At 59.5% G+C, this 21,511-nt stretch carries 20 protein-coding genes; 12 read left to right on the forward strand and 8 right to left on the reverse strand.

Annotated elements, in window-relative coordinates; genetic code table 11:
* Positions 1-108: 108 nt before the first annotated feature.
* The 4 genes from hutH to M2S36_RS02315 form a co-directional block, all read right to left on the reverse strand.
* The gene (gene hutH, locus M2S36_RS02300; RefSeq protein ID WP_063913508.1) at positions 109-1,632 is read right to left on the reverse strand and encodes a histidine ammonia-lyase; all 1,524 of its coding nucleotides are present in this window, start codon (positions 1,630-1,632) and stop codon (positions 109-111) included.
* Between the two features lie 12 nt (positions 1,633-1,644).
* Positions 1,645-2,478 (reverse strand): quaternary amine ABC transporter ATP-binding protein, encoded by an 834-nt coding sequence (locus M2S36_RS02305; protein WP_333956644.1) that lies wholly within the window; start codon positions 2,476-2,478, stop codon positions 1,645-1,647.
* Positions 2,475-3,326 carry an ABC transporter permease gene (locus tag M2S36_RS02310; protein ID WP_207830213.1) on the reverse strand — a complete coding sequence of 284 codons (852 nt, stop codon included), beginning with the start codon at positions 3,324-3,326 and terminating at the stop codon, positions 2,475-2,477. Before M2S36_RS02310 ends, M2S36_RS02305 begins: the two co-directional genes overlap by 4 nt.
* Positions 3,327-3,401: 75 nt before the next feature.
* The gene (locus M2S36_RS02315) at positions 3,402-4,370 is read right to left on the reverse strand and encodes an ABC transporter substrate-binding protein (RefSeq protein WP_207830216.1); all 969 of its coding nucleotides are present in this window, start codon (positions 4,368-4,370) and stop codon (positions 3,402-3,404) included.
* A gap of 199 nt (positions 4,371-4,569) precedes the next feature.
* Between M2S36_RS02315 and M2S36_RS02320 the strand changes: the two genes are divergently transcribed.
* The 4 genes from M2S36_RS02320 to M2S36_RS02335 all read left to right on the forward strand — a co-directional run bounded on the left by M2S36_RS02320 (position 4,570) and on the right by M2S36_RS02335 (position 8,892).
* Entirely contained in the window at positions 4,570-5,484 is a 915-nt protein-coding gene (locus M2S36_RS02320; protein ID WP_063913512.1) for a LysR family transcriptional regulator, read from the forward strand.
* A gap of 164 nt (positions 5,485-5,648) precedes the next feature.
* Positions 5,649-6,188, forward strand: a complete 540-nt coding sequence (locus M2S36_RS02325; protein WP_207830219.1) for a winged helix-turn-helix transcriptional regulator — start codon at positions 5,649-5,651, stop codon at positions 6,186-6,188.
* Between the two features lie 95 nt (positions 6,189-6,283).
* A complete protein-coding gene (locus M2S36_RS02330) occupies positions 6,284-7,330 on the forward strand; it encodes an HlyD family secretion protein (RefSeq protein WP_233687516.1) in 1,047 nt (348 codons plus the stop codon).
* Positions 7,327-8,892: a DHA2 family efflux MFS transporter permease subunit gene (locus M2S36_RS02335; RefSeq protein WP_207830223.1), complete on the forward strand. Its 1,566-nt coding sequence runs from the start codon at positions 7,327-7,329 to the stop codon at positions 8,890-8,892. The genes M2S36_RS02330 and M2S36_RS02335 overlap by 4 nt, the downstream gene beginning before the upstream one ends.
* Before the next feature lie 71 nt (positions 8,893-8,963).
* On the opposite strand, the gene M2S36_RS02340 is transcribed toward M2S36_RS02335, so the two are convergent.
* From M2S36_RS02340 to M2S36_RS02350, 3 genes are all read right to left on the reverse strand, one after another.
* The gene (locus M2S36_RS02340) at positions 8,964-11,402 is read right to left on the reverse strand and encodes a TonB-dependent siderophore receptor (protein ID WP_233687476.1); all 2,439 of its coding nucleotides are present in this window, start codon (positions 11,400-11,402) and stop codon (positions 8,964-8,966) included.
* Between the two features lie 78 nt (positions 11,403-11,480).
* On the reverse strand, positions 11,481-12,317 hold the full coding sequence (locus M2S36_RS02345) for a FecR family protein (RefSeq protein ID WP_333956645.1): 837 nt from the start codon (positions 12,315-12,317) through the stop codon (positions 11,481-11,483).
* The gene (locus tag M2S36_RS02350; RefSeq protein WP_207830230.1) at positions 12,314-12,838 is read right to left on the reverse strand and encodes an RNA polymerase sigma factor; all 525 of its coding nucleotides are present in this window, start codon (positions 12,836-12,838) and stop codon (positions 12,314-12,316) included. The genes M2S36_RS02345 and M2S36_RS02350 overlap by 4 nt, the downstream gene beginning before the upstream one ends.
* A gap of 312 nt (positions 12,839-13,150) precedes the next feature.
* Here M2S36_RS02350 and M2S36_RS02355 point away from each other — a divergent pair, with 312 nt between their 5' ends.
* The 6 genes from M2S36_RS02355 (at position 13,151) to M2S36_RS02385 (ending at position 18,050) form a co-directional block, all read left to right on the forward strand.
* Entirely contained in the window at positions 13,151-13,546 is a 396-nt protein-coding gene (locus tag M2S36_RS02355; RefSeq protein WP_233687478.1) for a hypothetical protein, read from the forward strand.
* 107 nt (positions 13,547-13,653) lie between these two features.
* A complete protein-coding gene (locus M2S36_RS02360) occupies positions 13,654-14,088 on the forward strand; it encodes a hypothetical protein (protein WP_233687479.1) in 435 nt (144 codons plus the stop codon).
* 107 nt (positions 14,089-14,195) lie between these two features.
* Positions 14,196-14,882 carry a methyltransferase family protein gene (locus tag M2S36_RS02365; RefSeq protein WP_233687480.1) on the forward strand — a complete coding sequence of 229 codons (687 nt, stop codon included), beginning with the start codon at positions 14,196-14,198 and terminating at the stop codon, positions 14,880-14,882.
* 296 nt (positions 14,883-15,178) lie between these two features.
* Complete coding sequence (locus M2S36_RS02375; RefSeq protein WP_233687481.1) at positions 15,179-17,362, forward strand: heavy metal translocating P-type ATPase; 2,184 nt, start codon at positions 15,179-15,181, stop codon at positions 17,360-17,362.
* Positions 17,359-17,577, forward strand: coding sequence for a hypothetical protein (locus M2S36_RS02380; protein WP_207830241.1), 219 nt, complete (start codon positions 17,359-17,361; stop codon positions 17,575-17,577). Before M2S36_RS02375 ends, M2S36_RS02380 begins: the two co-directional genes overlap by 4 nt.
* A gap of 152 nt (positions 17,578-17,729) precedes the next feature.
* Positions 17,730-18,050 (forward strand): DUF2933 domain-containing protein, encoded by a 321-nt coding sequence (locus M2S36_RS02385; protein WP_207830242.1) that lies wholly within the window; start codon positions 17,730-17,732, stop codon positions 18,048-18,050.
* A 195-nt stretch (positions 18,051-18,245) separates the two neighbouring features.
* Here the strand turns inward: M2S36_RS02385 and M2S36_RS02390 are convergent, their stop codons facing one another.
* A complete protein-coding gene (locus M2S36_RS02390) occupies positions 18,246-18,635 on the reverse strand; it encodes a MerR family transcriptional regulator (protein WP_207830246.1) in 390 nt (129 codons plus the stop codon).
* 73 nt (positions 18,636-18,708) lie between these two features.
* Between M2S36_RS02390 and M2S36_RS02395 the strand changes: the two genes are divergently transcribed.
* Together M2S36_RS02395 and M2S36_RS02400 are read left to right on the forward strand one after the other, a co-directional pair.
* Positions 18,709-19,809, forward strand: a complete 1,101-nt coding sequence (locus M2S36_RS02395; RefSeq protein WP_207830249.1) for an SDR family oxidoreductase — start codon at positions 18,709-18,711, stop codon at positions 19,807-19,809.
* A 171-nt stretch (positions 19,810-19,980) separates the two neighbouring features.
* Positions 19,981-21,492, forward strand: a complete 1,512-nt coding sequence (locus M2S36_RS02400) for a sensor domain-containing diguanylate cyclase (RefSeq protein WP_207830251.1) — start codon at positions 19,981-19,983, stop codon at positions 21,490-21,492.
* Positions 21,493-21,511: the final 19 nt, after the last annotated feature.

A 21,511-nucleotide genomic window follows, 5' to 3' on the forward strand; every position in this document is an offset into this window, starting at 1 on the left:
GTCTACCCAGTGTCATAGCATCGATTCACAAGGAGGCAGCCTAGGGCATCTTCGGGCTCAGAACAACTTGCTTCGTCATGGATCGAGGTCGCGAGCCGCCTACATCTGTCAAAGCAGCTCGGGGAATGCAACACCAAGCAAACCGGGGTCCTTCAGAATCGATGCGCTGCTGGCGATATCCGGGGCCAGCCAACGGTCCTGGGCGTAGGCCGGAACCCGTTCGCGCAGCAACCGCCAGGCAACGTTGGTACCTGCACCAAAGCGCTGCTCCTTGAGGAACTCGAAGGCCTGGGCCGCCAACAAGTATTCGATGGCGAGGATCTGCGTACAGTTCTCCAGGGCGCGGTGCAGCTTCAACCCGGCATTGGTGCCCATGCTCAGGTGATCTTCCTGCAGGCCGGAGGTGACGTAGTTGTCGACGACTGCCGGTTGTGCCAGCTGACGGTTTTCTGCACACAGTGAAGCGGCCACGTACTGGACAATCATCATGCCCGAATTCACCCCCGGTTGACTGACCAGGAAGGCCGGTAAACCGCTGACCAACGGGTTGATCAGGCGATCGAGACGACGCTCGGCAATCGCCCCGATCTCCGCTACCGCGATTGCCAGCAAGTCGGCCGCCATGGCCACGGACTGCCCGTGCGGATTCGCCTGGGAAACCACCCGATACGACTCGGGGGTACCCAGTAACATCGGGTTGTCGGTCGTGGAGTTGAGTTCGGTTTCGATCTGCCGCGCAGCGTGTTCCAATTGATCGCGCGCAGCACCGTGAACCTGCGGGATCGAGCGAATGCTCAAGGCGTCCTGGGTGCGAATGCCTTGGCTGCTGGCAATGATTTCGCTGCCGTCGAGCAGGCGACGCAGGTTACTGCCCACGCGCTGCATGCCGGGGTGCGGTTTCATCGCGATGATTTCAGGGTCGAAGGCATCGAGCTGGCCGCGCAGGGCCTCGAAGCTCATGGCGCTGATAACGTCGGCCCATTGGCTCAACCGGGTGGCGTCGTCCAAGGACAGGCAGCTCAGGCCAGTCATGCACGGGGTACCGTTGACCAGGCAAAGACCATCCTTTGCACCCAGTTTGATCGGCGCCAGGCCGACCTCGGCCAAGGCCTGCTGCGCCGGCATGATCTGGCCGCGAAAGCTGACCTGGCCTACGCCCAGCAAGCTGATGCTGATATGTGCCATGTGGGTCAGATACCCCACCGACCCCTGTTTCGGAACCTGCGGGGTGACATGCTGGTTGAGCAAGGTCAGCAGCGCCTCGACCACCTTGCGCTGAAGGCCTGAACGGCCCTGGCAGAAATTGATGATCGCCGCGCACATGATCGCCCGGGTCTGTTCGTCCGACAGCGCCGTACCCACGCCACAGGCATGGCTGAGCAAGGTGTTGTGCGACAGCTGGCTGAGTTGTTCGTCCTGCAACGAGACATTGCACAAGGCGCCAAGCCCAGTGTTGACGCCATAGGCGCGGTCACCGCTGGAAACGATGCGCTGGACAATCGCCTGGGCGTTCTCGATCCGCGCCCAGGCCGATGGGGCCAGCTCAAGCTTCGCGCCATGCCGGGCCACAGCCACCACGTCCTGCCAACGAACTGGCGCCTCGGCGATGATGATTTTTTCGGCAAACGACATACACGCGGTTCCTTAAAGCGAAGCTACGCGACGCTGCACGAAACGATCGACGTATTCGTCCGCAGGCTGGTAGAGGATTTCTTTCGGCGTGCCGACCTGGACCAGGCGACCGTCCTTGAGAATGGCAATCCGGTTGCCGATACGCACCGCTTCGTCCAGATCATGAGTGATAAAGACGATGGTCTTGTGCAGGGTTTTTTGCAGTTCCAGCAACTGGTCCTGCATTTCGGCGCGAATCAGCGGGTCGAGCGCACTGAAGGCTTCGTCCATCAGGATGATGTCGGTGTCGGCAGCCAGAGCACGGGCCAGGCCGACGCGCTGACGCATGCCGCCGGACAACTGGTGCGGGTACGATTTTTCGTAACCCTTGAGGCCCACGGTATTGATCCAGTGCAGGGCTCGCTCCGCGCACATGGCCTTGCTCTCGCCCCGGACTTTCAGGCCGTAAGCGACGTTGTCCAGCACGGTGCGATGCGGCAACAGGCCAAAGCTCTGGAACACCATGCTGATCTTGTGCCGGCGGAATTCGCGCAGGGCGTCCATGTCGTATTGCAGAATGTCCTCGCCATCGACCAGGATCTCGCCGCTGGTCGGGTCGATCAGGCGGTTGAAGTGGCGCACCAGGGTCGACTTGCCAGAGCCCGACAGCCCCATGATCACGAAGATCTCACCACTGCCGATGGACAACGAGAGATCGTTGACCCCGACCACGCAGCCGGTTTCGGCCAGGACCTGATCCTTGGCTTTATTCTGGCGGATCAGTTTCAGGGCATCTTCGGCGCGAGCACCGAAGATCTTGAAGACATGCTTGACTTCGATCTTGTTCATCGTCTGCGTAACGCTCATTTGCCCACCCCATGCCGTGGTCGGCCATAGGCCTGGGTAATGCGGTCGATCACAACCGCCAGAATCACAATGGCCAGGCCCGCTTCGAGGCCGCGGCCCACATTCAGGGTCTGGATGCCGACCAGGACGTCCTCACCCAGGCCACGGGCACCGATCATCGACGCGATGACTACCATCGACAGGGCCATCATGGTGGTCTGGTTGATACCGGCCATGATGCTCGGCAACGCCAGTGGCAGCTGCACGCCGAACAGTTGTTGCATGCGATTGGCACCGAACGCGTTGATCGCTTCCATGACCTCGCCATCCACCTGGCGAATGCCCAGGTCGGTCAGGCGAATCAGCGGCGGGGCGGCATAGATGACGGTGGCGAAGATCGCCGGCACCTTGCCCAGGCCGAACAGCATCAGAACCGGAATCAGGTACACGAAGCTGGGCATGGTTTGCATGATGTCGAGCAGCGGCATCAACACCGCCCGCAGGCGATCGCTGCGTGCCGAAAGGACACCCAGCGGAATGCCGACCAGGACCGATATCAGTGTTGCTACCAGCATCAGCGCCAGGGTCTGCATCAGCTTGTCCCAGAGACCGACCGCACCAACCAGGAAGAGCAAGCCGACGATCACGGCAGTGGTCACGACTTTACGAGTGGCATGCCAGGCAATACCGGCGACGATCGCCAGCATCAGCCACCAGGGCATCGCGCGCAGCAGGCCTTCGAGGTTGACGATGGCCCACAGCAGGGTGTCGGAGATGTGCCGGAACACGTCACCGTAGTTGGTTACCAGCGCATCGACCCAGCCATTGACCCAGTCGGCAATGGAAAACGTGAAGTTCTTGGGAAACATGGGATTCTCTCGAGCAAGTGTATGAAGCGGACTGTCATGCGCCTTGTCCGGCAGGAGCCGGACGAGTTCACACGCTCAGAGTGCCGCGTCCACCTTTTTGGCTGCGTCTTCGCTGACCCAGCCATGCCAGACCTCGGGGTGCTCCTTGAGGAACAACCTGGCCAGTTCCGGCGACTCGATACGATCTTTGCTCATGCGCGCCAGGTTCTGATTCAGCAGATCGATCGGCAGATTGACCTTTTCCAGCACCGCCACCAGTTCCGGCGCCTGCTCGTGGAAGGCCTTCGACAGGCCCACCTTGATGGTCAGGGTTTTATCCACGCCTGGCTTCTCGTCCAGCTTGACCAGGTCAACCATGCCCATCAGCGGTGTCGGCGACCAGTAGTAGAACAGGATCGGCTCGCCACGCTTGTAGCTCGACAACACGGCGGCATCCAGTGCCGGGCCGGTGCCCGGGCGGAAGTTGGTGTAGCTGCTTTCCAGGCCATAGCGCTTGAGCATCTCGCTGTTGTCCAGCTCGCAGGTCCAGCCGGCCGGGCAATTGTAGAAGCGCCCCTTGTCCGGTTCTTCCGGGTCCTTGAATACCTGGGCGTATTGCCCAAGATCGGCGATGGTCTTGAGGTTCGGAGCCTTGGCTTCGAGTTTGCGCCCGGCATCGCCTTCGATCACATAGCGCGGCACATACCAGCCTTCTACCGCGCCAACGACCGGCGCGCCGACGCCAACCACCTTGCCGGCAGCCGCTGCCTTGTTCCAGACCTCGCTGCGCCCCACCCACTCTTCGGCAAATACCTGAATATCATTGCTGCTCAGGGCGTTTTCCATGGAGATGGAGTTACCCGGCAAGCTATCGGTATCACAGCCATAACCGTTTTTCAGCACGAACTGCATCACATCCGTGAGCAGCATCCCGCTTTCCCAATTCAAACCGGCGAATTTCACCGGTTTGCCAGACTCGCACCAACCGGCCGCCTGGCTGGCGCCAGCGGCCGCCAGCAGCCCGAAAGATAGTGTCGTGGTCAGCAGAGCCTTTGTAATTTTCATTGTGACGCTCCCAAACAAGAACATGGATTGCAGTAGTCGAGGGCATCCGGCCCAAAGAGGGTCGCCAAACTTGCTGATGAGCCTTGCAATCGGCATCGGCGTGGCCCCTGTGATCGGTGGCCACTGCGCAGTAGAAATATTTCACAACCTTAAAAAAGGATAAAATAATATGTCCTGATGTATCACAACGGAAAAAACTATGAAGTTCACACTGCGACAACTTCGCTATGCGCTCGCAGCGGCCAAGCACGGAAACCTGACGACTGCCGCCATGGAGCTTCATGTTTCACAACCCTCCATCTCGGCGGCCATCACCGAACTGGAAGAGGTACTGGGTCAATCGATTTTCGTACGCCAACGTGGCCTTGGCATATCGCTGACCCCGTTCGGTCGCACCGTCATGGTCCAGGCCCGTCGCGTTCTGGCAGAGGCTCGGACCTTTGCCGAGATCAATGCCAATGCCGGGGAGTGTGTCGGAGAATTGGTCGTCGGATGTTTTGAAGACCTGGCGCCCTATTGCCTGCCACAGATTGTGCGACGGATGCAGGAGTCCTGCCCGAGGGTGACTGTCGATATGCGCGAAGGCAGCTTCGATTATGTTGGCAAGCGGCTGAGTGAGGGCGCGATAGAGCTGGCAATCACCTACGATCTGGGTCTGCCGCCGAACACGCAATGCACACAGCTGTGTCAGCTGACTGCCCAGGTACTGCTGGCTGCCGATCACCCGTTGGCCAAGGAGCCGCGCGTCAGTCTCAAAGCGCTATCCGAATACACTCTGGTCGTCACCGATCAGGTCCACAGCTGGCAGCACGTGCTGGATCTGTTCAGCTTCTACGATCTATCACCCGCCGCTGTGCACCGTGTGCGCACCTTCGAACTGCAGCGTAGCCTCGTCGCCAACGGGTTTGGCGTGGCGCTGATCTATACCCGGCCATTTGGTGACCGTAGTTATGATGGTCAAGCGCTGGTGTGTCGGCCGACTCTGGAGAAATTGCCAACGCATAGCATCGTCCTGGCCCATGACCAGCGCTATCCGCTGACGCCTTCGGCTGAGGCGTTCAAGGAGCTGGCGGTGGCATGGTTCGCGGAACGGCCGTCGTTTGCGTCCGAGTGAACAACGGGTGTCGCATGACGACGCTGGCGGGTAGATGAGATTCCCTGCACGTAAGTCAATCTGGCCGACCAACGGACATCAAAACCATGGCCATAGTAACTTGCATAATGAAAGTTACTGGCGGATAGTGACGTCATCCCAGGATGACGCCCAAGGCCGATGCCATGAAAAAAGCCAGCTTCCAACCCATGCCTTGCCCCGTAGCCCGTGCGCTCGAACACATCGGTGATGGCTGGAGCCTGTTGGTCCTGCGCGATGCGTTCTATGGCCTGCGCCGGTTCGATGAGTTCCAGCACAGCCTGGGCATCGCCACCAATACGCTTACCCGTCGGCTGACCGACCTGGTCACCGCAGGCCTGCTCGAGCGCCGGCCGTACCAGAACAACCCGCCGCGCTTCGAATACCTGCTCACCGAGGCCGGGCGTGACCTGCGCCCGGTGATCCTGACCTTGATGGCGTGGGGTGCGAAGCATGCCGAGGGTTCGCAAAAGGTCTACCTGGCCGATGAACGCACCGGCGAGCCTGTCGCCCTGGCGCTCATGGACGCCAACACTGGAAAACCCATCACCGTGGACGAGCACCGGCTGCGTATCGCACCCGACGCGGACCCGCTGACCCATTGGCGCGCTGAAACCGGGCAGGCCTACCGCCAAGGCAGCACCTTGGTAAGCCCCTTCCCCACCCAAGCCTCTTCAGAGGGTTGACCGTCATGAATGCTCACGTTGGCGCAGCGCCTGACCCGGTGGGCGACACCGAAGCCATTGCAAGGAAATCCATCGGTAGAAAAGCCCTCCTGCGCATGGCGCTACTGGCGCTCGCGATGGTTGGCGGTGCAGGCTATGCCAGCCACTGGTGGAGCCATGGCCGCTTCATCGAAGACACCGACGATGCCTACGTGGGCGCGGACGTCACCGTGATCAGCGCCAAGGTACCGGGCTATATCACCGAGGTCGCGGTGGTGGACAACCAGTTCGTCAAGGCAGGTGACCTCCTGGCGCGGATCGATGTGCGCGACTACACGGCGGCACTGGCCAAAGCGGATGGGGCCGTCGCCGCGCAACGTGCCCGTCTTGCAAACCTCGATGCGGTAGAGCAGTTGCAGCATGCGCTCATCAGTCAGGCCAAAGCGCAGATCGACGCCCGCAGCGCCGAAGCTCAGCGAGCCATGAACGACAAGGTCCGCTACCAGACGCTGGTCAGCAGCCAGGCGGTTTCCGTGCAAAGCGCCCAACGCGTCGAGGCCACCTGGAAAACGGCGCAAGCCGATCGGGCCCACGCCGAGGCTGGCTGGCTTGCGGCGCGCCAGCAACTGGCGGTGATCGACACGCAACGTCAGCAGACACAAGCCGCGCTGGCCCAAGCAGAGGCAGACAGGGAGCAGGCGCGGCTCAATATCGGTTACACCGAACTACGCTCGCCGGTGGACGGCTACGTGGGCAACCGCCGAGCCAAGGTCGGGGCCTTTGCCGCATCCGGCAGTCAGTTGATCTCTGTGGTGCCCGCCCATGGGCTATGGGTGGACGCCAACTTCAAGGAAGACCAACTCGCGAACATGCAAGTCGGCCAGACGGTCAGCGTCACCGCCGATATCCTGCCGGGCCATACCTTCCATGGCCGCATCGAGAGCATCGCGCCAGCCACGGGCGCGCAGTTCAGCGTGCTTCCCCCCGAGAATGCTACCGGCAACTTCACCAAGATCGTGCAGCGCGTGCCGGTGCGGGTGCGCCTTGAGGGCAGCGATGCAGACTTTGGCGCCCTGCGCCCGGGCCTTTCGGTGATCGCCGAAGTCGACACCGGGCCGCAGGCCCTGCCGCAAGCGAAACTGGCATCGGCAGCCCGGCCATGAATGGCGCCCTGCCCGTTCTCACACCCGCACAGAAAGTCACGGCCTTTGCCACCATGTGCGTAGGGATGTTCATCGCCTTGATCGATATCCAGATCGTCTCGGCATCGCTCAAGGACATCGGCGGCGGGCTCTCGGCCGGTGCAGACGACATCGCCTGGGTGCAGACGGCCTACCTGATCGCGGAAATCATTGTGATTCCCTTGTCGGGGTGGCTGTCACGGGTCATGAGCACGCGATGGCTTTTCGCGGCATCGGCGGCCGGCTTCACCCTGACCAGCCTGCTGTGTGCATTGGCCTGGAACATCCAGAGCATGATTGCCTTTCGTGCCCTGCAGGGCTTTCTTGGCGGGTCGATGATCCCGCTGGTGTTCACCACCGCGTTCATCTACTTCACCGGCAAGCAGCGGGTGATCGCTGCCTCGGTCATCGGTGCCATCGCATCGCTCGCCCCTACGCTGGGCCCTGCAGTCGGCGGCTGGATCACCGACGTGTCGTCCTGGCACTGGCTGTTCTACGTCAATCTGGTTCCTGGCCTGTTCGTCACCATCGCCGTACCGCTGCTGGTCAAGGTCGACCACCCCAACCTGCACTTGCTCAAGGGCGCTGACTACCTGGGCATTGGTTTGATGGCGGTGTTTCTCGGTTGCCTGGAGTACACCCTGGAGGAAGGCCCGCGCTGGAACTGGTTCAGCGATGCAACGATTTCTGCCACCGCCTGGGTGGCGGGCATCAGTGGCGTACTGTTCATCTGGCGCAGCCTGAAGATCGAAGACCCCATCGTTGACTTGCGTGCCCTGCGCGACCGCAACTTCGCCTTGGGCTGCCTGTTTTCCTTCATTACCGGAATCGGCATTTTCGCCACGATCTACCTCACCCCCCTGTTCCTTGGCCATGTGCGCGGCTATGGCGCGTTGGATATCGGCCTGGCGGTGTTTTCCACTGGCGTGTTTCAACTGCTGGCGATTCCGGTGTATGCCTTTCTCGCCAACCGTGTAGACCTGCGCTGGATCCTGATGCTGGGATTGGCACTGTTCGGCATTTCGATGTGGGATTTTTCTTCGATTACCCATGATTGGGGCGGCAAAGAGCTGCTGCTGCCTCAAGCCATTCGCGGGTTTGCCCAACAGATGGCCGTGCCGCCGACCGTGACCCTCACCCTGGGTGCGCTCTCGCCTGCGCGCCTCAAGCTCGCCTCGGGCTTGTTCAATTTGATGCGCAACCTGGGTGGCGCGCTCGGGATCGCGGCTTGCGCCACGGTACTCAACGACCGTACCAACCTGCATTTCCTGCGCCTGGCCGAGCACCTGAACGTTCAGAACGAGACGATGAACGCCTGGCTCGAGCAATGGAGCAGCAACGCCCAAGCCCTGGGCCAGGACAGCCTGGATGCCAGCCATACCGCGCTGCGCCAGCTCTGGGCATTGACCTGGCGCGAAGCGCAAACCCTGACCTACGCCGACGCTTTTCTGGTGATCATGGTGTGTTTCGCGCTCGCCACGGTACTGGTGCCGTTGATGCGCAAGGTACAACCCCCGGCACAGCCTTCCGCCGACGCCCATTGACCCTTCCCGACGCGCCCTCTTCTTTCCGTCGAGCGCCGGGCTCGCCATCGGCCCGGCGATCTTTTACAACCTTACCAATCATGCGTATAGCTGGCAGTCAACACAGTGCCCGGTGCCGGCAAGTGGCTGGTGTTGTTGTTATTACGCAGCAATTGGCTGTATAGCGGGTAGTAGTCGCGGTTGAACAGGTTCTGGATGCCGACGCTCACCTTGTCATCAGCGGTGATCTGGTACTGGCTGACCAGGTCCACTGTCGTATAGGTACTCACCTGATGTCGGCCAAAGCTGTCCACACCATCGAGCCTGTAATCCTTGGCGTCAAAGAACGTGGCTTGCAAGCGGTTGCTCCAGTCCAGGGTCGGCTTGTACTGGACGTAGGCGGTCAGTTTCAGGGGCGGAACGCGATAGCCGGTCATGTCTTGCCAGCCTTTGCCGTCCGGCTTTTCTCGCCCACGCATCCAGGTCGCACTCCCCCCTGCGCCCCACACCGCATCGTCCGATAGCCAGTCGGCACTGGCTTCAGCACCGTAGATGCGCTCCTTGGTGCGGGTCAGAATCAGGCCGTTGTTGAAACTTTGCACGTCCCCCAGTTTGGAGGTGGTGTAGAACAGGGCCAGGGTGCCCAGGGTGTTGCTGCCCAGCTCACCTCGCCAGCCAATCTCATAGTTGTTGGTTTTGACCGGTTCCAGGTTCGAGGCCCCCAGGTCGAAACCACGGCGCGCATTTCGCAACTGAATGCCCACGTCGGGCAACTGGAAGCCCTGGCTGAAGGAGGCGTAGATTTCCTGGCCGAGTACCGGCGAATAGACAATGCCAAGGTTCGACAGCACCGCATCGTAGTGAATGTCGCCACCCTTCACCGCCACAGGGGAGGCAGCCCTGGATTCGGACAAAGGAACGAAGTCATCGAATTCGGCGGTGGAGTATTCGTAGCGCAGGCCACCGTCGACCGACCAGTGCTCATCGAAGCGATGCTGAAGCTGCGCGAACGCACCGGCGCTTCGGGTCTTGAGCGGGGGCATGTAGGTGAGCTTGCCGGTCTTGTCGAAGACCAGGCCGCCACTGGCGTCATAAGCCGCTGGGTCGAAGACATCCAGCGGCATGTCGCTGCGCTCCTGGTTATAGTCGCCACCCCAAACCAGCTCGGTACTGCCGCTGTCGCCAAGTGGTGTGCGCAGGGTCAGGCGGCTGCCGAACACTTCGCTGTTCTGCATGATCTGGTCCACGTTGCCGCCGCGTGTGGCAACGGCCCGGGCGTCGAACGGCGTGAAGCGGGTGAAGTAGTCCCGGTAGTACAGCTGGGCAGAAAGCCGGCTGCCGAGAATGTCGAGATTCTCGTACTCCAGGTTCAGCAGTGTGTTGCGAATGCGGTTCTGTTCGTCGAGATCCAGGCCCTTGATCGCATTGGCCGGCACCGAGCCTGCGGGGAGTTTCGCGACGCTTGGGTCTGTAGCGTAGTCGGTGTCCTGGCGTGCATCGTAGTGGCTGACGGCAAGCTGGATTCGCTGGTTCTCGTCGATGTGCAGCCCCAGCTTGCCGCCAATGTTGTAGATGTTCGAATCGAACAGGTCGCCTTGACTGGGCTCCGGAGCGATCCGGTCGCCGTGCGCATCGTACGAGGCACCGATGTGGCGGGTACCGAAGTCGAACGAGTAGTCCACCGCGCCCTGAGAGCCCGCAAAATACTGCTGGAACTGGCCCCCCAGGCCATCACTGCCCAGGCGGGTAAGTGGCGAGGTGGCGCTCAGGCTGGTTTCGGCACGGCTTTCACCGCCAGCAGGTCGTGTAGTGATGGAGATGATGCCCCCCGTGGCGCCGCTGCCGTAAATGGCGCTGCTGCCACGGATGACTTCGACCCGCTCGATCAGCGCCGGGTCGATGTTGGCCAGGTTGCGCGAAGAGTCGCGGTTGGTATTGAGCGGCACCCCGTCAACCATGACCAACATGCTGCGCCCGCGCAGGGTCTGGCCATACTCGGTGATGGTGCGGCTGGAGTCGGACATGCCCGGAATCGCCTTGGCCAGTACCGTGGCCAGGCTCTCTGAACCCTGGCGCAGCTCCTGCAGTTGTTCATGCTCGAGAACGGTGGACTGCCGCGTCGCGGACACCAGGCTACTGCTGGTGCGCGAGGCCGTGATTTCCATCTGCGCCATTTCCACGGGTACGCTTTGGGTCTCCGGACTGGGTGCAGGGGTGCCTTGCGCGATGATGACGAAGGTGCGCTCATCCTTGGCCTGTACTTGCAAGCCACTGTCCTTGAGCAGCGTTTGAAGTGCCTCCTCAGGTGTGAACCGCCCCTTCACCGCGGGCGCGTTTCGGCCTGCACCGAGATCGCTGGCAAAGATGATCTGTACCGAAGACTGCTGTGCAAGGGCGTTGATGGCCTCCCCCAGCGGCGCGGCAGGGAGATCCACGTTCACCCGTTCCCGGCCCTGGGCCGACATTGCGATGAGCAGGCTACTGGCAAGCAATGACAGGCGTAGTTGGCGACTGCGGAGGGGAAAATGCACTTCTCGAGTTCCTTTTTCTGGGTGGGCTTTTTTCAATAGCCGCCAAGGGAATCGAGAAACCCTACCTGCGCTTGAGAATTATTTTCTTGTCGATTTAGGTTGAATTCGCACGCTGCCATCCTCTTGTTTCAACACGGCGACGGGCAGGATGCTCGGTAACAGATCCAGCAGCAGGTCGACATTGTGCGCCTCGAAGACCCCTGTCACCTTGAGCGCAGCCAAGCTTGGGTCGCTCAGCTCAATGGATGCCTTGCGATAGTGACGCAGCAACGACACCGCTTCATCCAGCGGCGTCTGCTCGAATACGATGCGATCATCTTTCCAGGCCATCGCCTTCAAGGCGTCGACCTTCGACACTGGCATCAGTTGCCCGCCAATCGAGTCGACCTGTTGCCCTGGCCTGAGGGTGACAGGCGCTTGCGCCGCAGCTGCCACGGCGACATCCACGCGCCCACGGGCCAGGGTCACACGCACCGCCTCGTTATCCAGGCGGCGAACATTGAACAGCGTACCGAGCACCTCGACTTTCGCCAGGCCAGCAGACACTACGAAGGGGCGGTACACGGCCGAGGACACATCGAAGAGGGCCTGCCCAGCGCGCAGGTCGACTTCGCGGCTGAGCAGGCGCCATCTGATATCGACGTGCGTACCACTGTCGAGCAGCAGTTTGCTTCCATCGCTCAGCAGCACAGCGCGCCGCTCACCAATGGCGGTAGCGAAACCCTCACTCTTATAGGCGGGGTTCAGCCAGGCAAGGGCGCCAAAGGCGATCGCAACCGCTAGCGTGATACCTGCTGACTTTACCGCTTTGGCGGGCGCTGGCCTGGACGGCGGCAGGGGGAACAGGTGCTTGAGCTCTTCACGGTGTCGCCCAAGAGCCTCGTCCAGTGGCGCCTGTTCGGGCTGCTTCGTCATGGTTGCACCTCATCGCGGCCAAGCCGTTGCCTGCACGCCGCCAACCCCAGGCGTAGGTGCTTTTCGACTGTCTTGATGGAAATACCGAGGCGAGCGGCTACCTCTGCCTGGGGAATTTCGTGAACCTTATGCATGACAAAAACGGCCTGGCAGCGAGGTGGGAGGTCTGCGATAGCGCTCACGAGCAGTTGAAACTCGCGCTCGCTGTCGTACTGGCTCATCGGCGTGGCTGCCGGGCAGGCTACCTCCGGAAGCTCGGAAACTGCCTCTACCCAGGCGCCTCGGCGGCGATCACTACGGTAGCGACTCACGGCGGTGTCGTTGGAGATTTTTCGTAGCAACGCCAGCGGGGTCCGAACGTTTTCTTTCTCACCGCGCTCAAGCAACTGCACGCACACGTCATGCACTACATCGCGCGCCATGCTTCTGTCGCCGAAGCGTCGGCGAATGTGGTCCACCAGGTCGTCATAGTGACGTACCAATGTAGACAGCAGCGTCGGTTTGGCGGGATCGAGCGACACGATGCATCCTGAAAAGAGGTAGGCCCCGAAAACAAGATGCAAGTGTAAATGAGAAATAGTTGCGAATAAACACCCTCCTCTACCCAGCTGTTGGCTGCTCGAGTGGGTGCAAGAGGTAATTGGAAGGCATGTTTGGCGCAGCTGCAGGGTGTCGATGCCAATGCAGAACTCAACCAATAACCAGGGACGCTTCAAGGCAAGCCTCGACCTCGAAAATCACTTCATCGAGTAGTTTGATTTTTATCAAATGCTTCATTGCCTTCCTGCCTAGACTGAAAATCAATACGACGTGATAAGTCGAGGGAATGCTCCATGTACTGGTTCCGCCGTCACCGTCGAAGCCTGTTGCATCTCACCCTCGTGGTGTGGGTGTTGGCTATGGCCGTGATGGCAATCCAAGGGTGCTTGGTGCAACCGGATCACAATTTAGCCGCGCCCCACCATGCCGAGCAGTATGTGGTGGATGGTCATGCTCTCCACGCCAGTGGTTGCCTTCAGAGCTGTGAGGAAGCCACCACGGCAATAAAGCCTGCATTGCAAACTCCTGCATCAGACCCCATCCATTGGGCCGTCTTCTTGCTGCTGACTGCGGCAGTAGTGACAGGGCTTAACCCCGACAAGAAATCCTCCTTCGCCTCTCTTGCACTGAAACGCCCCGCGCCGCCGGACCGCCCAGCCCGCCTGATTTTCGTTCGTTCCAACGATTAACCCCCCTGCTTCAGAGTGGCCGGGTACCGGCCGCTCTATCTTGTTGAGTGCGGATTTTTCGGGACTCAGCTATTCCTGCTTATCCCTCACATTCCCTGGAGTTCATCATGCAAACGCATTCCAAATTCGTTGTGGCTGCCCTCCTGGCTGGCAGCGCGTGCATAGCCTCTGCCGAGGATGCACATCACCCGGTTGACGCACCAGGCGACTCAACCCAGAGCACAGCGCCAGCGGCGACGGCCATCACCAAAGCCATGAGCGATCAAATGCAGAAAATGCAGGCTGCGCATGACAAAGCAGCGGCGGCAAAAACTCCCGCCGAGCGCCAAGCGGCCATGCAAGAGGGCATGAAGGCGATGAAGGACAGCATGGCCATGATGAGCAAGGAGCATCGTGCAATGGGTTGTATGGGCATGTCTGGAGCTAAGGAAGGCGGAGGCAACGAGATGATGGACATGATGATGCAAATGATGGAACAGCAGTCGTCCATGATGGAAATGCCAATGAAAAGTAAATCTACTGGAGCTGATCCAAATTACTAAGCACCGGTGTTGGCGGGTTAAACCAGAACGCACCCGCCTGTTGTTTGCTGTTGAAGGCATACACGATGAGTACAGCAAACACACCCGACAAGTGAGGAGCACCAACCATGAACCATACTGAACCGGCCTACGGCCTCTGGTCACTGGTCATCATCAACTCATTAGTGTTTGTGTTGTTCGCCTTCAGCTTCACACGGCCCAAGACGAGCCGCGATTGGCGCTCTTTTGGCATGTTCTCGGCGTTCCTGGTAGCTCTATTTACCGAAATGTACGGGTTCCCGCTGACCATCTACCTGTTGATGCCCTGGCTTTCTCGTAACTTCCCAAACATCGATTTCCTCTCACACGACGCTGGGCATTTGCTCGAAACTGTCATGGGCTGGAAGGTCAATCCGCACTGGGGGCCATTCCACATTATCAGCAACCTGCTGATCGCAGGCGGCTTCTGGTTATTGGCAAGCGCCTGGCGTGTGCTCTACAAGGCTCAAAGTACTGCCCAACTCGCGCTCGACGGGCCCTATGCGCGGATCCGTCACCCACAATACGTTGGCTTCGTGCTGATCATGTTTGGCTTTCTCTTGCAGTGGCCGACATTGATCACCTTTATAATGTTTCCAATCCTCCTGTTGGTCTACGCCAAGCTGGCGAAGCAGGAAGAACAGGAGATGCTTGCGCACTTCGGCGATGCCTATCGCAACTACTGCGAACATACTCCGGCGTTCCTGCCCTGGTCATCCCCCCGCAGTCCCAACACACCTGCTGGCGCCCCTCCAAGCTCAGGAAGGCAGTCATGAACGCTCTCTGGAGAACCGGACTTTCCTGGCCATGACCATGGCCATGACCATCTCCTGCACAATCTGCGCGCTGCTCTATGCGCAATGACCAGCGCGGGGTATTGCTTTTCTTGGCGCCTTGTTTCACGGGCTCGACTTTGGTCGTCTTCAAGTTCCGCAAGACTACAGTGTGGCGACTTTCGTCGGGCCCCTGCTGATCTTGAGTGTATGGGGCGCGATGGTCGGCACCTTGTTCGCCTGGCGGTCCGCCAAGCTCCATGGAAGGCCTTGATAGCCGCTTCGAGTAGGAGGCAGCGATGAACGAATCACACATGCAGCACAGCCAGCATCCGCAGGCGCTCGCATCAGAAAAAATGGCGAAAGATCCGATCTGCGGAATGATGGTAGATAAGACCAAAGCGTTGTCACGAGAACGTGGCGGGCGCCGCTATTACTTTTGCAGCGATACCTGCCTGCGCACCTTCGATTCGCCAGAAAGTGAACTGAAGGCGATGAAAACCCGCGTGACCATCGCCCTCACAGGTGTACTGGCCTTGGCGCTGCTGCGTGCGGGCGCCTTCATTGCGCTGGCTGCTGGTGCGACGCTGCTGACTTGGGTGCCGATCCAGGCGCTACCGTGGTTCACGTGGGGAATTTGGCTTTTCCTGTTGGTCACTCCGGTGCAGTTCATTGGTGGCTGGAGTTTCTATATGGGGGCGTGGAACGCCATTCGCACCCGTAACATCAACATGGATTTCCTGATCGCCCTTGGCACGTCGGTCGCCTATTTCTACAGCGTCGCGGTGTTGTTCTTTCCCGACGTCCTGCCGGTCAAGGTTGCCGAGCGCGACGTCTATTTCGAGGTGTCGGCGGTCATCATCGCCTTCGTACTGCTTGGTAGGTACATGGAGGAAATCATCAAGAAGAAGTCTTCAGCCGCAGTACGACGCTTACTTGATCTCAAACCAGCGATCGCGCATGTGATTCGTGATGGCCAAGAAGTCGACCTGCCCGCTGAAAGCGTTATGGCCGGCGAGTTTCTGATCGTCAAACCTGGCGAAAAAATCCCCACCGATGGCGATGTCAGTGAAGGTCAGTCAACGGTAGATGAGTCCATGCTGACCGGTGAGTCGATGCCGGTCGACAAGCACCCAGGCAGTCCGGTGATCGGGGGTACGCTCAATGGCAGTGGTGTGCTCACTTTCAAGGCGAGCAGGATCGGTGCCGACACCGCACTGGCACAGATCATCAAGATGGTCGAAGAAGCACAGACCAGCACGGCGCAGATCCAACGGTTGGCCGACCAGGTCACTGGCTACTTTGTACCATTGGTGGTGTCGGTCGCACTGCTGGCCTTGGTCGGCTGGTCTCTTGCGGGGAATTTCCCACAAGGGTTATTGGCCTTTATCGCGGTGTTGATCATTTCCTGCCCCTGCGCACTGGGCGTGGCTACGCCGGCCGCGTTAATGGTAGGTGTTGGCAAGGGTGCCAACAACGGCATACTTATCCGCGGCGGCGAGGTGTTAGAGCGGGCAGAAAAACTGAGTGCGGTAGTGTTCGACAAAACTGGCACTATTACCCGAGGCGAACCAAACGTGACCGATGTGATCCCGCTTGGCACAGCGTTGGAAAACGAAGTCATGATGCTCGCCGCCGCCGTGGAGTCTGGTTCAGAACATCCGCTTGGCGCAGCGATAGTCCGCGCTGCCCGCCATCGCGGCATCATTCTGCCGAAAGCGACCGGCATCAATGGGATCGCCGGTCACGGCATCGAAGGCACTATTGATAGTCGAAAAATCTGGCTGGGCAACCGGCGTTTATTCTCCCGCCAAGGCATTTCTACCGAGGCTGCCGAGAAACACCTCGTCAGCCTGGAAGCCGATGGCAAGACTTCCATGCTGGTCGGTGTCGACGAACGTTTGGTCGGGGTGATTGCTGTGGCCGATACCGTTAAACCCGAAGCGGTTGAAGCCGTCGCAGCATTGCAGGCAAGCGGCATCAAGGTCGTGCTACTGAGCGGCGACAACCACCGCACTGCCGAAGCGGTCGCGCGGCAGGTCGGCATCGAGCGAGTGATTGCCGAGGTCTTGCCGGACGACAAGGCCGCAGTAATCCGTCAATTGCAAAGCGAAGGGCAGATCGTGGCAATGGTCGGCGATGGTGTCAACGATGCCCCTGCCCTGGCCACCGCTGACATCGGCATCGCTATTGGCTCAGGTTCTGATGTAGCCAAGGAAACCGGCGGCATCATCTTGCTCAAGAATGATGTACGCGACGTGGTCACCGCGATCAAGCTGTCACGCGCAACCATGGTCAAGATCAAACAGAACCTGTTCTGGGCGTTCATCTACAACGGCATCGGTATTCCAATCGCGGCCTTCGGACTGCTTAATCCCATCATCGCTGCCGCCGCGATGGCGCTCAGTTCATTATCTGTGATCGCCAACTCCGCGATGCTGAAGCGTGCCCATATTGGCTTAAGCCGGGAGGCCAAGCCATGAAGCGCGAGATTTTTGTTATCTGCCTCCTCGTAAGTGTTGTGGGCATCGCCACCGTGCTTTACCTGTTGGGACTGACCGAAGAATCGTTTGTCATAGCAGCGATTTTCCTGCTGTGCCCGGTCCTGGTCGGTGTCCAACTTTTTCGAGGCGTCCGCCAATTTGACAAGGACATGGCCGAGGTTGAACGGCAACTGAAAAGGAAGAATCTGCCTTGATACCTTATGCGATTCACTACCTGAGTTTGCGACGAATTGGACACGTAAACCGATGCTCCAGCTCGCTATGCTCACACCTACGATCGCGCCAGCCAAACTGGAAGTGGCCTTGCGTCACGACCTCACTCCCGTTCCCTCCAAGGAGTGCCATCATGAGCCATCAGCACTTGCCCCAGAACCGCGCACGGGGCACCAACTGGTACTTTTTAGGTTTTCTGGTCATCGCGGGCTATTTCCTGTTCACCGAGCATAGGGCTCACGTCCTTCCATATCTGCCATTCCTGCTGCTACTGGCCTGTCCACTGATGCACTTTTTCATGCACCGTGGACATGGGAATGGCGGACATGAACACGGTGGAAGGGGTGAGCATGACAATTGCTGTGGCCATCAGCACACCAGCGCTCGCAATACCCAAGAGGAACACAATGGTCTACCCGCTAAACAGACGAAATATCCAGATCGCCCTGCATGAAGTAACCGTCGCAGGATTTGACGGTGGCGTTGATGCCATGGCTGATGGCGACACTGGACACGGTTGCGCCAGGTTGCAGGCATTCCGGATCGACCTGGGCTTTGAATGGTGTCGGGCAAGAGCTTCGTTGGCGCATGAAAATCCTGGCGATAAGGGTGATCGCGTCCGCTTAGAAATACGCGGACACCATCGGCCTTAAAGCTGGGCAGGAAACTGAGGAACAGTCAGTCCGTTGGCAATGGCGCTGGCTTCAAGCTTTGCACGCTCCGCGTCGAGAAACACATAGGCGGCCTGCAGCGTGGTGATCTTCGCTTGAATTTCGGCCATCTTGCTGGCGACGAGGACCGCGCCTTGCGCGCAATCGATCGTATTGCCCCGCTTGGCTGCAAGGATGTCGCCGATCTCGGCGAGTGAAAAACCGCCGCTCTGGGCACTCTGGATAAAGGCCAGATCAACAATGGTCTGGTCGCTATAGCTGCGGTAGTTGTTGGCTTGTCGATGGGCCACGATTAGCCCGAGTTGCTCGTAATAACGCACTGTATGGCGGCCGATTCCACTGCGGCGCTCCAACTCACCAATATTCACAGCAAAAATCCCTTGACTGTCGAGTACGCTCTACACCTTAGCCTGCGCCAATCATCCATACAAGGGTTCAGACATGAGCGTGGAATGCTTCGTCACAGGCGGCAGTGGGTTTGTGGGTCAACACTTGTTGGCCCACCTTACTGCAACAGGGCACACGACCCGGGTACTTATGCGTAACCCCGAAAACATCGAGCGCCTGAGAGCCCAGGTAAGCCGACTGGGCGGTGACCCTGCCTATATCCATGCAGTTGAAGGCGATATCAGCAGGGAGGGACTTGGACTCAGTGAAGCAGACAAGCAATGCGTGTCTTCGGCCGCTGTTGTCTTCCACCTCGCGGCGCAGTTTACCTGGGGCCTGACAATGGAACAGGCCCGCGCAGTCAATGTACAAGGAGCGCTGAGAGTCGCCAGGCTCGCGGCGAGCCAGCGCGTCCGATTACTGATGGTGGGCGGCTATATGCTGCAGAACCTTACCCACCTTGCGAGTATCGGGGTTGATAACGAGCGCCCTGAAAACACCAATTGGCCCGCAGTCTACAGCCGTGCCGGTGGCTACGAAGGCAGCAAGCTGGAGTCCCATTTTGCAGTCATCCGTTTCATGCAGGAGGTGGGCGCGGACTACTCCATCGTTCATCCCGCCACGGTGTGTGGCCACAGCGAGAGTGGGCACATCCCTGAAGGACAACCCCTGGCCGAACTGATTCGAAATCTGGCCCTGGGCCGGTTCAAGGCTGTCCCCGGTTCCGCCAGGCACTGGTTGCCATTGGTCAGCGTCGACTACCTGGTGATGATGATGACCTGCGTGGCGTTCGATCCCTCGATGGCCAACCGGGAGGTCCTGGCGCTCTATGAGCACACCCCGAACTTGCAGGGTATGCTCGAACAACTGGCAAAAACGCTGAAGATCAAGGCCCCCCGCCGCCATGTACCGATAGGGTTGCTCAAGTGGCTATTGATGATTCCCGGACTGGCGGCCCGATTCGCGATCAGCGCCGAGTCATTGAACTTCATTCAGACACAGCGCTTCGACATGCGTAACAGCCAGCAATTGGAACGAAAGTATCAGCTGGCACATCCCGACATGGCGCGAACGCTGGAGAAGACCGTGCGCTACGTCCAGGGTTACTTGCCTGATTACCATGCTGACTCTTCTGAAAACCCGGCTGGAAGATAACGACTCGCGCCCTCAAGGAAAACTTCAGCTCGCGTAATTCTGTCGGACATTCCAATAATTTAGGTGCTATATTTTTGGGCATGGACCAGATAGTTACATCCTGACCGTTTGGTTAGTTACAGCGTGTCGGCGCTCAGCTTGGTCTTTAGGGAAAAAGGCGTGTGAATTGACGTGAAGCGTGACATCCACCTTGTTGTGCTACTGCTATCGGTCATAGGTTGTTCTCTCGCCTCGCTAACGCTGTGGAAGGTCATGGCCTCTCGCGAGCGCGCCCTGGAAGACATCAATGTCCATGGCCTGAACCTGACCCAGGCACTGTCCACCTATTCGGAAGGTATCGTCCGGCAGAGCTCAATGCTGTTGCTCGGGCTGGTCGAGCGCCTGGAAACCGAGGGCACCGAACCTGCACAGATCGAGCGGCTGGGTCAGCTGGTCAAGCGTCAGCAACCATTGATGCCGCCAATGAGCGGCATCACCATCTATGCCAAGGATGGGCGCTGGCTCATGTCGTCCAACCGTCCGACTCCCGTCGGCGCCAACAGCAGCGACCGGGCCTTTTTTATCCACCACCGTGACGACCCGTCCCGCGACCCCTTCATCGGCTTGCCAATCCGAAGCCGCGTCACTCAGGAATGGGTGATCACCATCAGCAGGCGATTCAACGACGGCCGCGGTGAATTCGCCGGCGTTGTTGCCATGACGCTCGGCGTGGAAAACTTCCTGCAACTTTTCGGCAAGCTGGACGTCGGCCATGACGGTGCCATCGGGCTGGCCTTTACCAACGGTTCCATGCTGGTGCGCTATCCGTTTCGGGAACAGGACATGGGGCGCAACTTTTCGAAGTCGCCAATCTTCGCCAAGTACCTCATCGACCAGTCAGCCGGCACCGCGTCATTCACCTCCAGCCTGGACGGCGTAGAACGCCTCTATGCGTTTCGCAAGAGTGACAAGCTACCCTTGGTGACAACGGTCGCGCTGGGCAAGCAGGAAGCACTTGCAGCCTGGCGGCTCGAGGCGCTGCTGTCGTCGCTGGTGGTCGCTGCGCTGCTCGCACTGACCGGAACCATTGGCTGGCTGCTGATTCGAGCCATGAGCCGGCGAAGCGCGGTCGAAAACGAACTGCGACTGACCCAACAGCAGTTGCTTGAGAGCAACCAACAGCTCGAACGCCAAGCGATGCATGATGCGCTGACGGGGCTTGCCAACCGGCGCTGCTTTGACGAGGCGCTGACCCAGGAGATCCGCACGGCCCATCGAGATGGGACCACGCTGGCTCTGCTGATGATCGACATCGATCATTTCAAGCGCTACAACGACACCTATGGGCATCCGGCTGGCGATGCCTGTCTGCAGCAGTTGGCTTACCTGCTCTCTTCCTGCATCCGCCGCCCTCGCGACCTGCTGGCACGCTACGGGGGCGAGGAAATGGCTGTAATCCTGCCCGATACCGACATCGACGGAGCGACCGTCGTTGCCAGGCTGATACTCGAGCGTTTGGCCCTGCAACCTATCCCTCACAAAGGTAGCCCTTTCGGGCATGTGACCGCCAGTATCGGCATCGCCTGCTCCGATGGAACGGCCCTCGACAGCCCGCCATCGCTAATTGAACGCGCCGACCAGGCGCTCTATATCGCCAAGCAAGCGGGCCGCAATCGCCTGCATGTCGACGGGGCGAATGTATAAAGCCAATGACAAGGAACGT

This window comes from Pseudomonas sp. SF2, assembly GCF_036858055.1.
Lineage (GTDB): Bacteria > Pseudomonadota > Gammaproteobacteria > Pseudomonadales > Pseudomonadaceae > Aquipseudomonas.

Excerpts from the sequence above, each read along its gene's own strand:
- M2S36_RS02395 (WP_207830249.1), top strand. The coding sequence starts at position 18,709 with ATGAGCGTGGAATGCTTCGTCACAGGCGGCAGTGGGTTTGTGGGTCAA.
- M2S36_RS02305 (WP_333956644.1), bottom strand. The coding sequence starts at position 2,478 with ATGAGCGTTACGCAGACGATGAACAAGATCGAAGTCAAGCATGTCTTC.
- M2S36_RS02330 (WP_233687516.1), top strand. The coding sequence starts at position 6,284 with ATGGCGCTACTGGCGCTCGCGATGGTTGGCGGTGCAGGCTATGCCAGC.
- M2S36_RS02380 (WP_207830241.1), top strand. The coding sequence starts at position 17,359 with ATGAAGCGCGAGATTTTTGTTATCTGCCTCCTCGTAAGTGTTGTGGGC.
- M2S36_RS02365 (WP_233687480.1), top strand. The coding sequence starts at position 14,196 with ATGAACCATACTGAACCGGCCTACGGCCTCTGGTCACTGGTCATCATC.
- hutH (WP_063913508.1), bottom strand. The coding sequence starts at position 1,632 with ATGTCGTTTGCCGAAAAAATCATCATCGCCGAGGCGCCAGTTCGTTGG.
- M2S36_RS02325 (WP_207830219.1), top strand. The coding sequence starts at position 5,649 with ATGAAAAAAGCCAGCTTCCAACCCATGCCTTGCCCCGTAGCCCGTGCG.
- M2S36_RS02315 (WP_207830216.1), bottom strand. The coding sequence starts at position 4,370 with ATGAAAATTACAAAGGCTCTGCTGACCACGACACTATCTTTCGGGCTG.
- M2S36_RS02375 (WP_233687481.1), top strand. The coding sequence starts at position 15,179 with ATGAACGAATCACACATGCAGCACAGCCAGCATCCGCAGGCGCTCGCA.
- M2S36_RS02335 (WP_207830223.1), top strand. The coding sequence starts at position 7,327 with ATGAATGGCGCCCTGCCCGTTCTCACACCCGCACAGAAAGTCACGGCC.
- M2S36_RS02355 (WP_233687478.1), top strand. The coding sequence starts at position 13,151 with ATGTACTGGTTCCGCCGTCACCGTCGAAGCCTGTTGCATCTCACCCTC.
- M2S36_RS02345 (WP_333956645.1), bottom strand. The coding sequence starts at position 12,317 with ATGACGAAGCAGCCCGAACAGGCGCCACTGGACGAGGCTCTTGGGCGA.
- M2S36_RS02385 (WP_207830242.1), top strand. The coding sequence starts at position 17,730 with ATGAGCCATCAGCACTTGCCCCAGAACCGCGCACGGGGCACCAACTGG.
- M2S36_RS02320 (WP_063913512.1), top strand. The coding sequence starts at position 4,570 with ATGAAGTTCACACTGCGACAACTTCGCTATGCGCTCGCAGCGGCCAAG.
- M2S36_RS02360 (WP_233687479.1), top strand. The coding sequence starts at position 13,654 with ATGCAAACGCATTCCAAATTCGTTGTGGCTGCCCTCCTGGCTGGCAGC.
- M2S36_RS02310 (WP_207830213.1), bottom strand. The coding sequence starts at position 3,326 with ATGTTTCCCAAGAACTTCACGTTTTCCATTGCCGACTGGGTCAATGGC.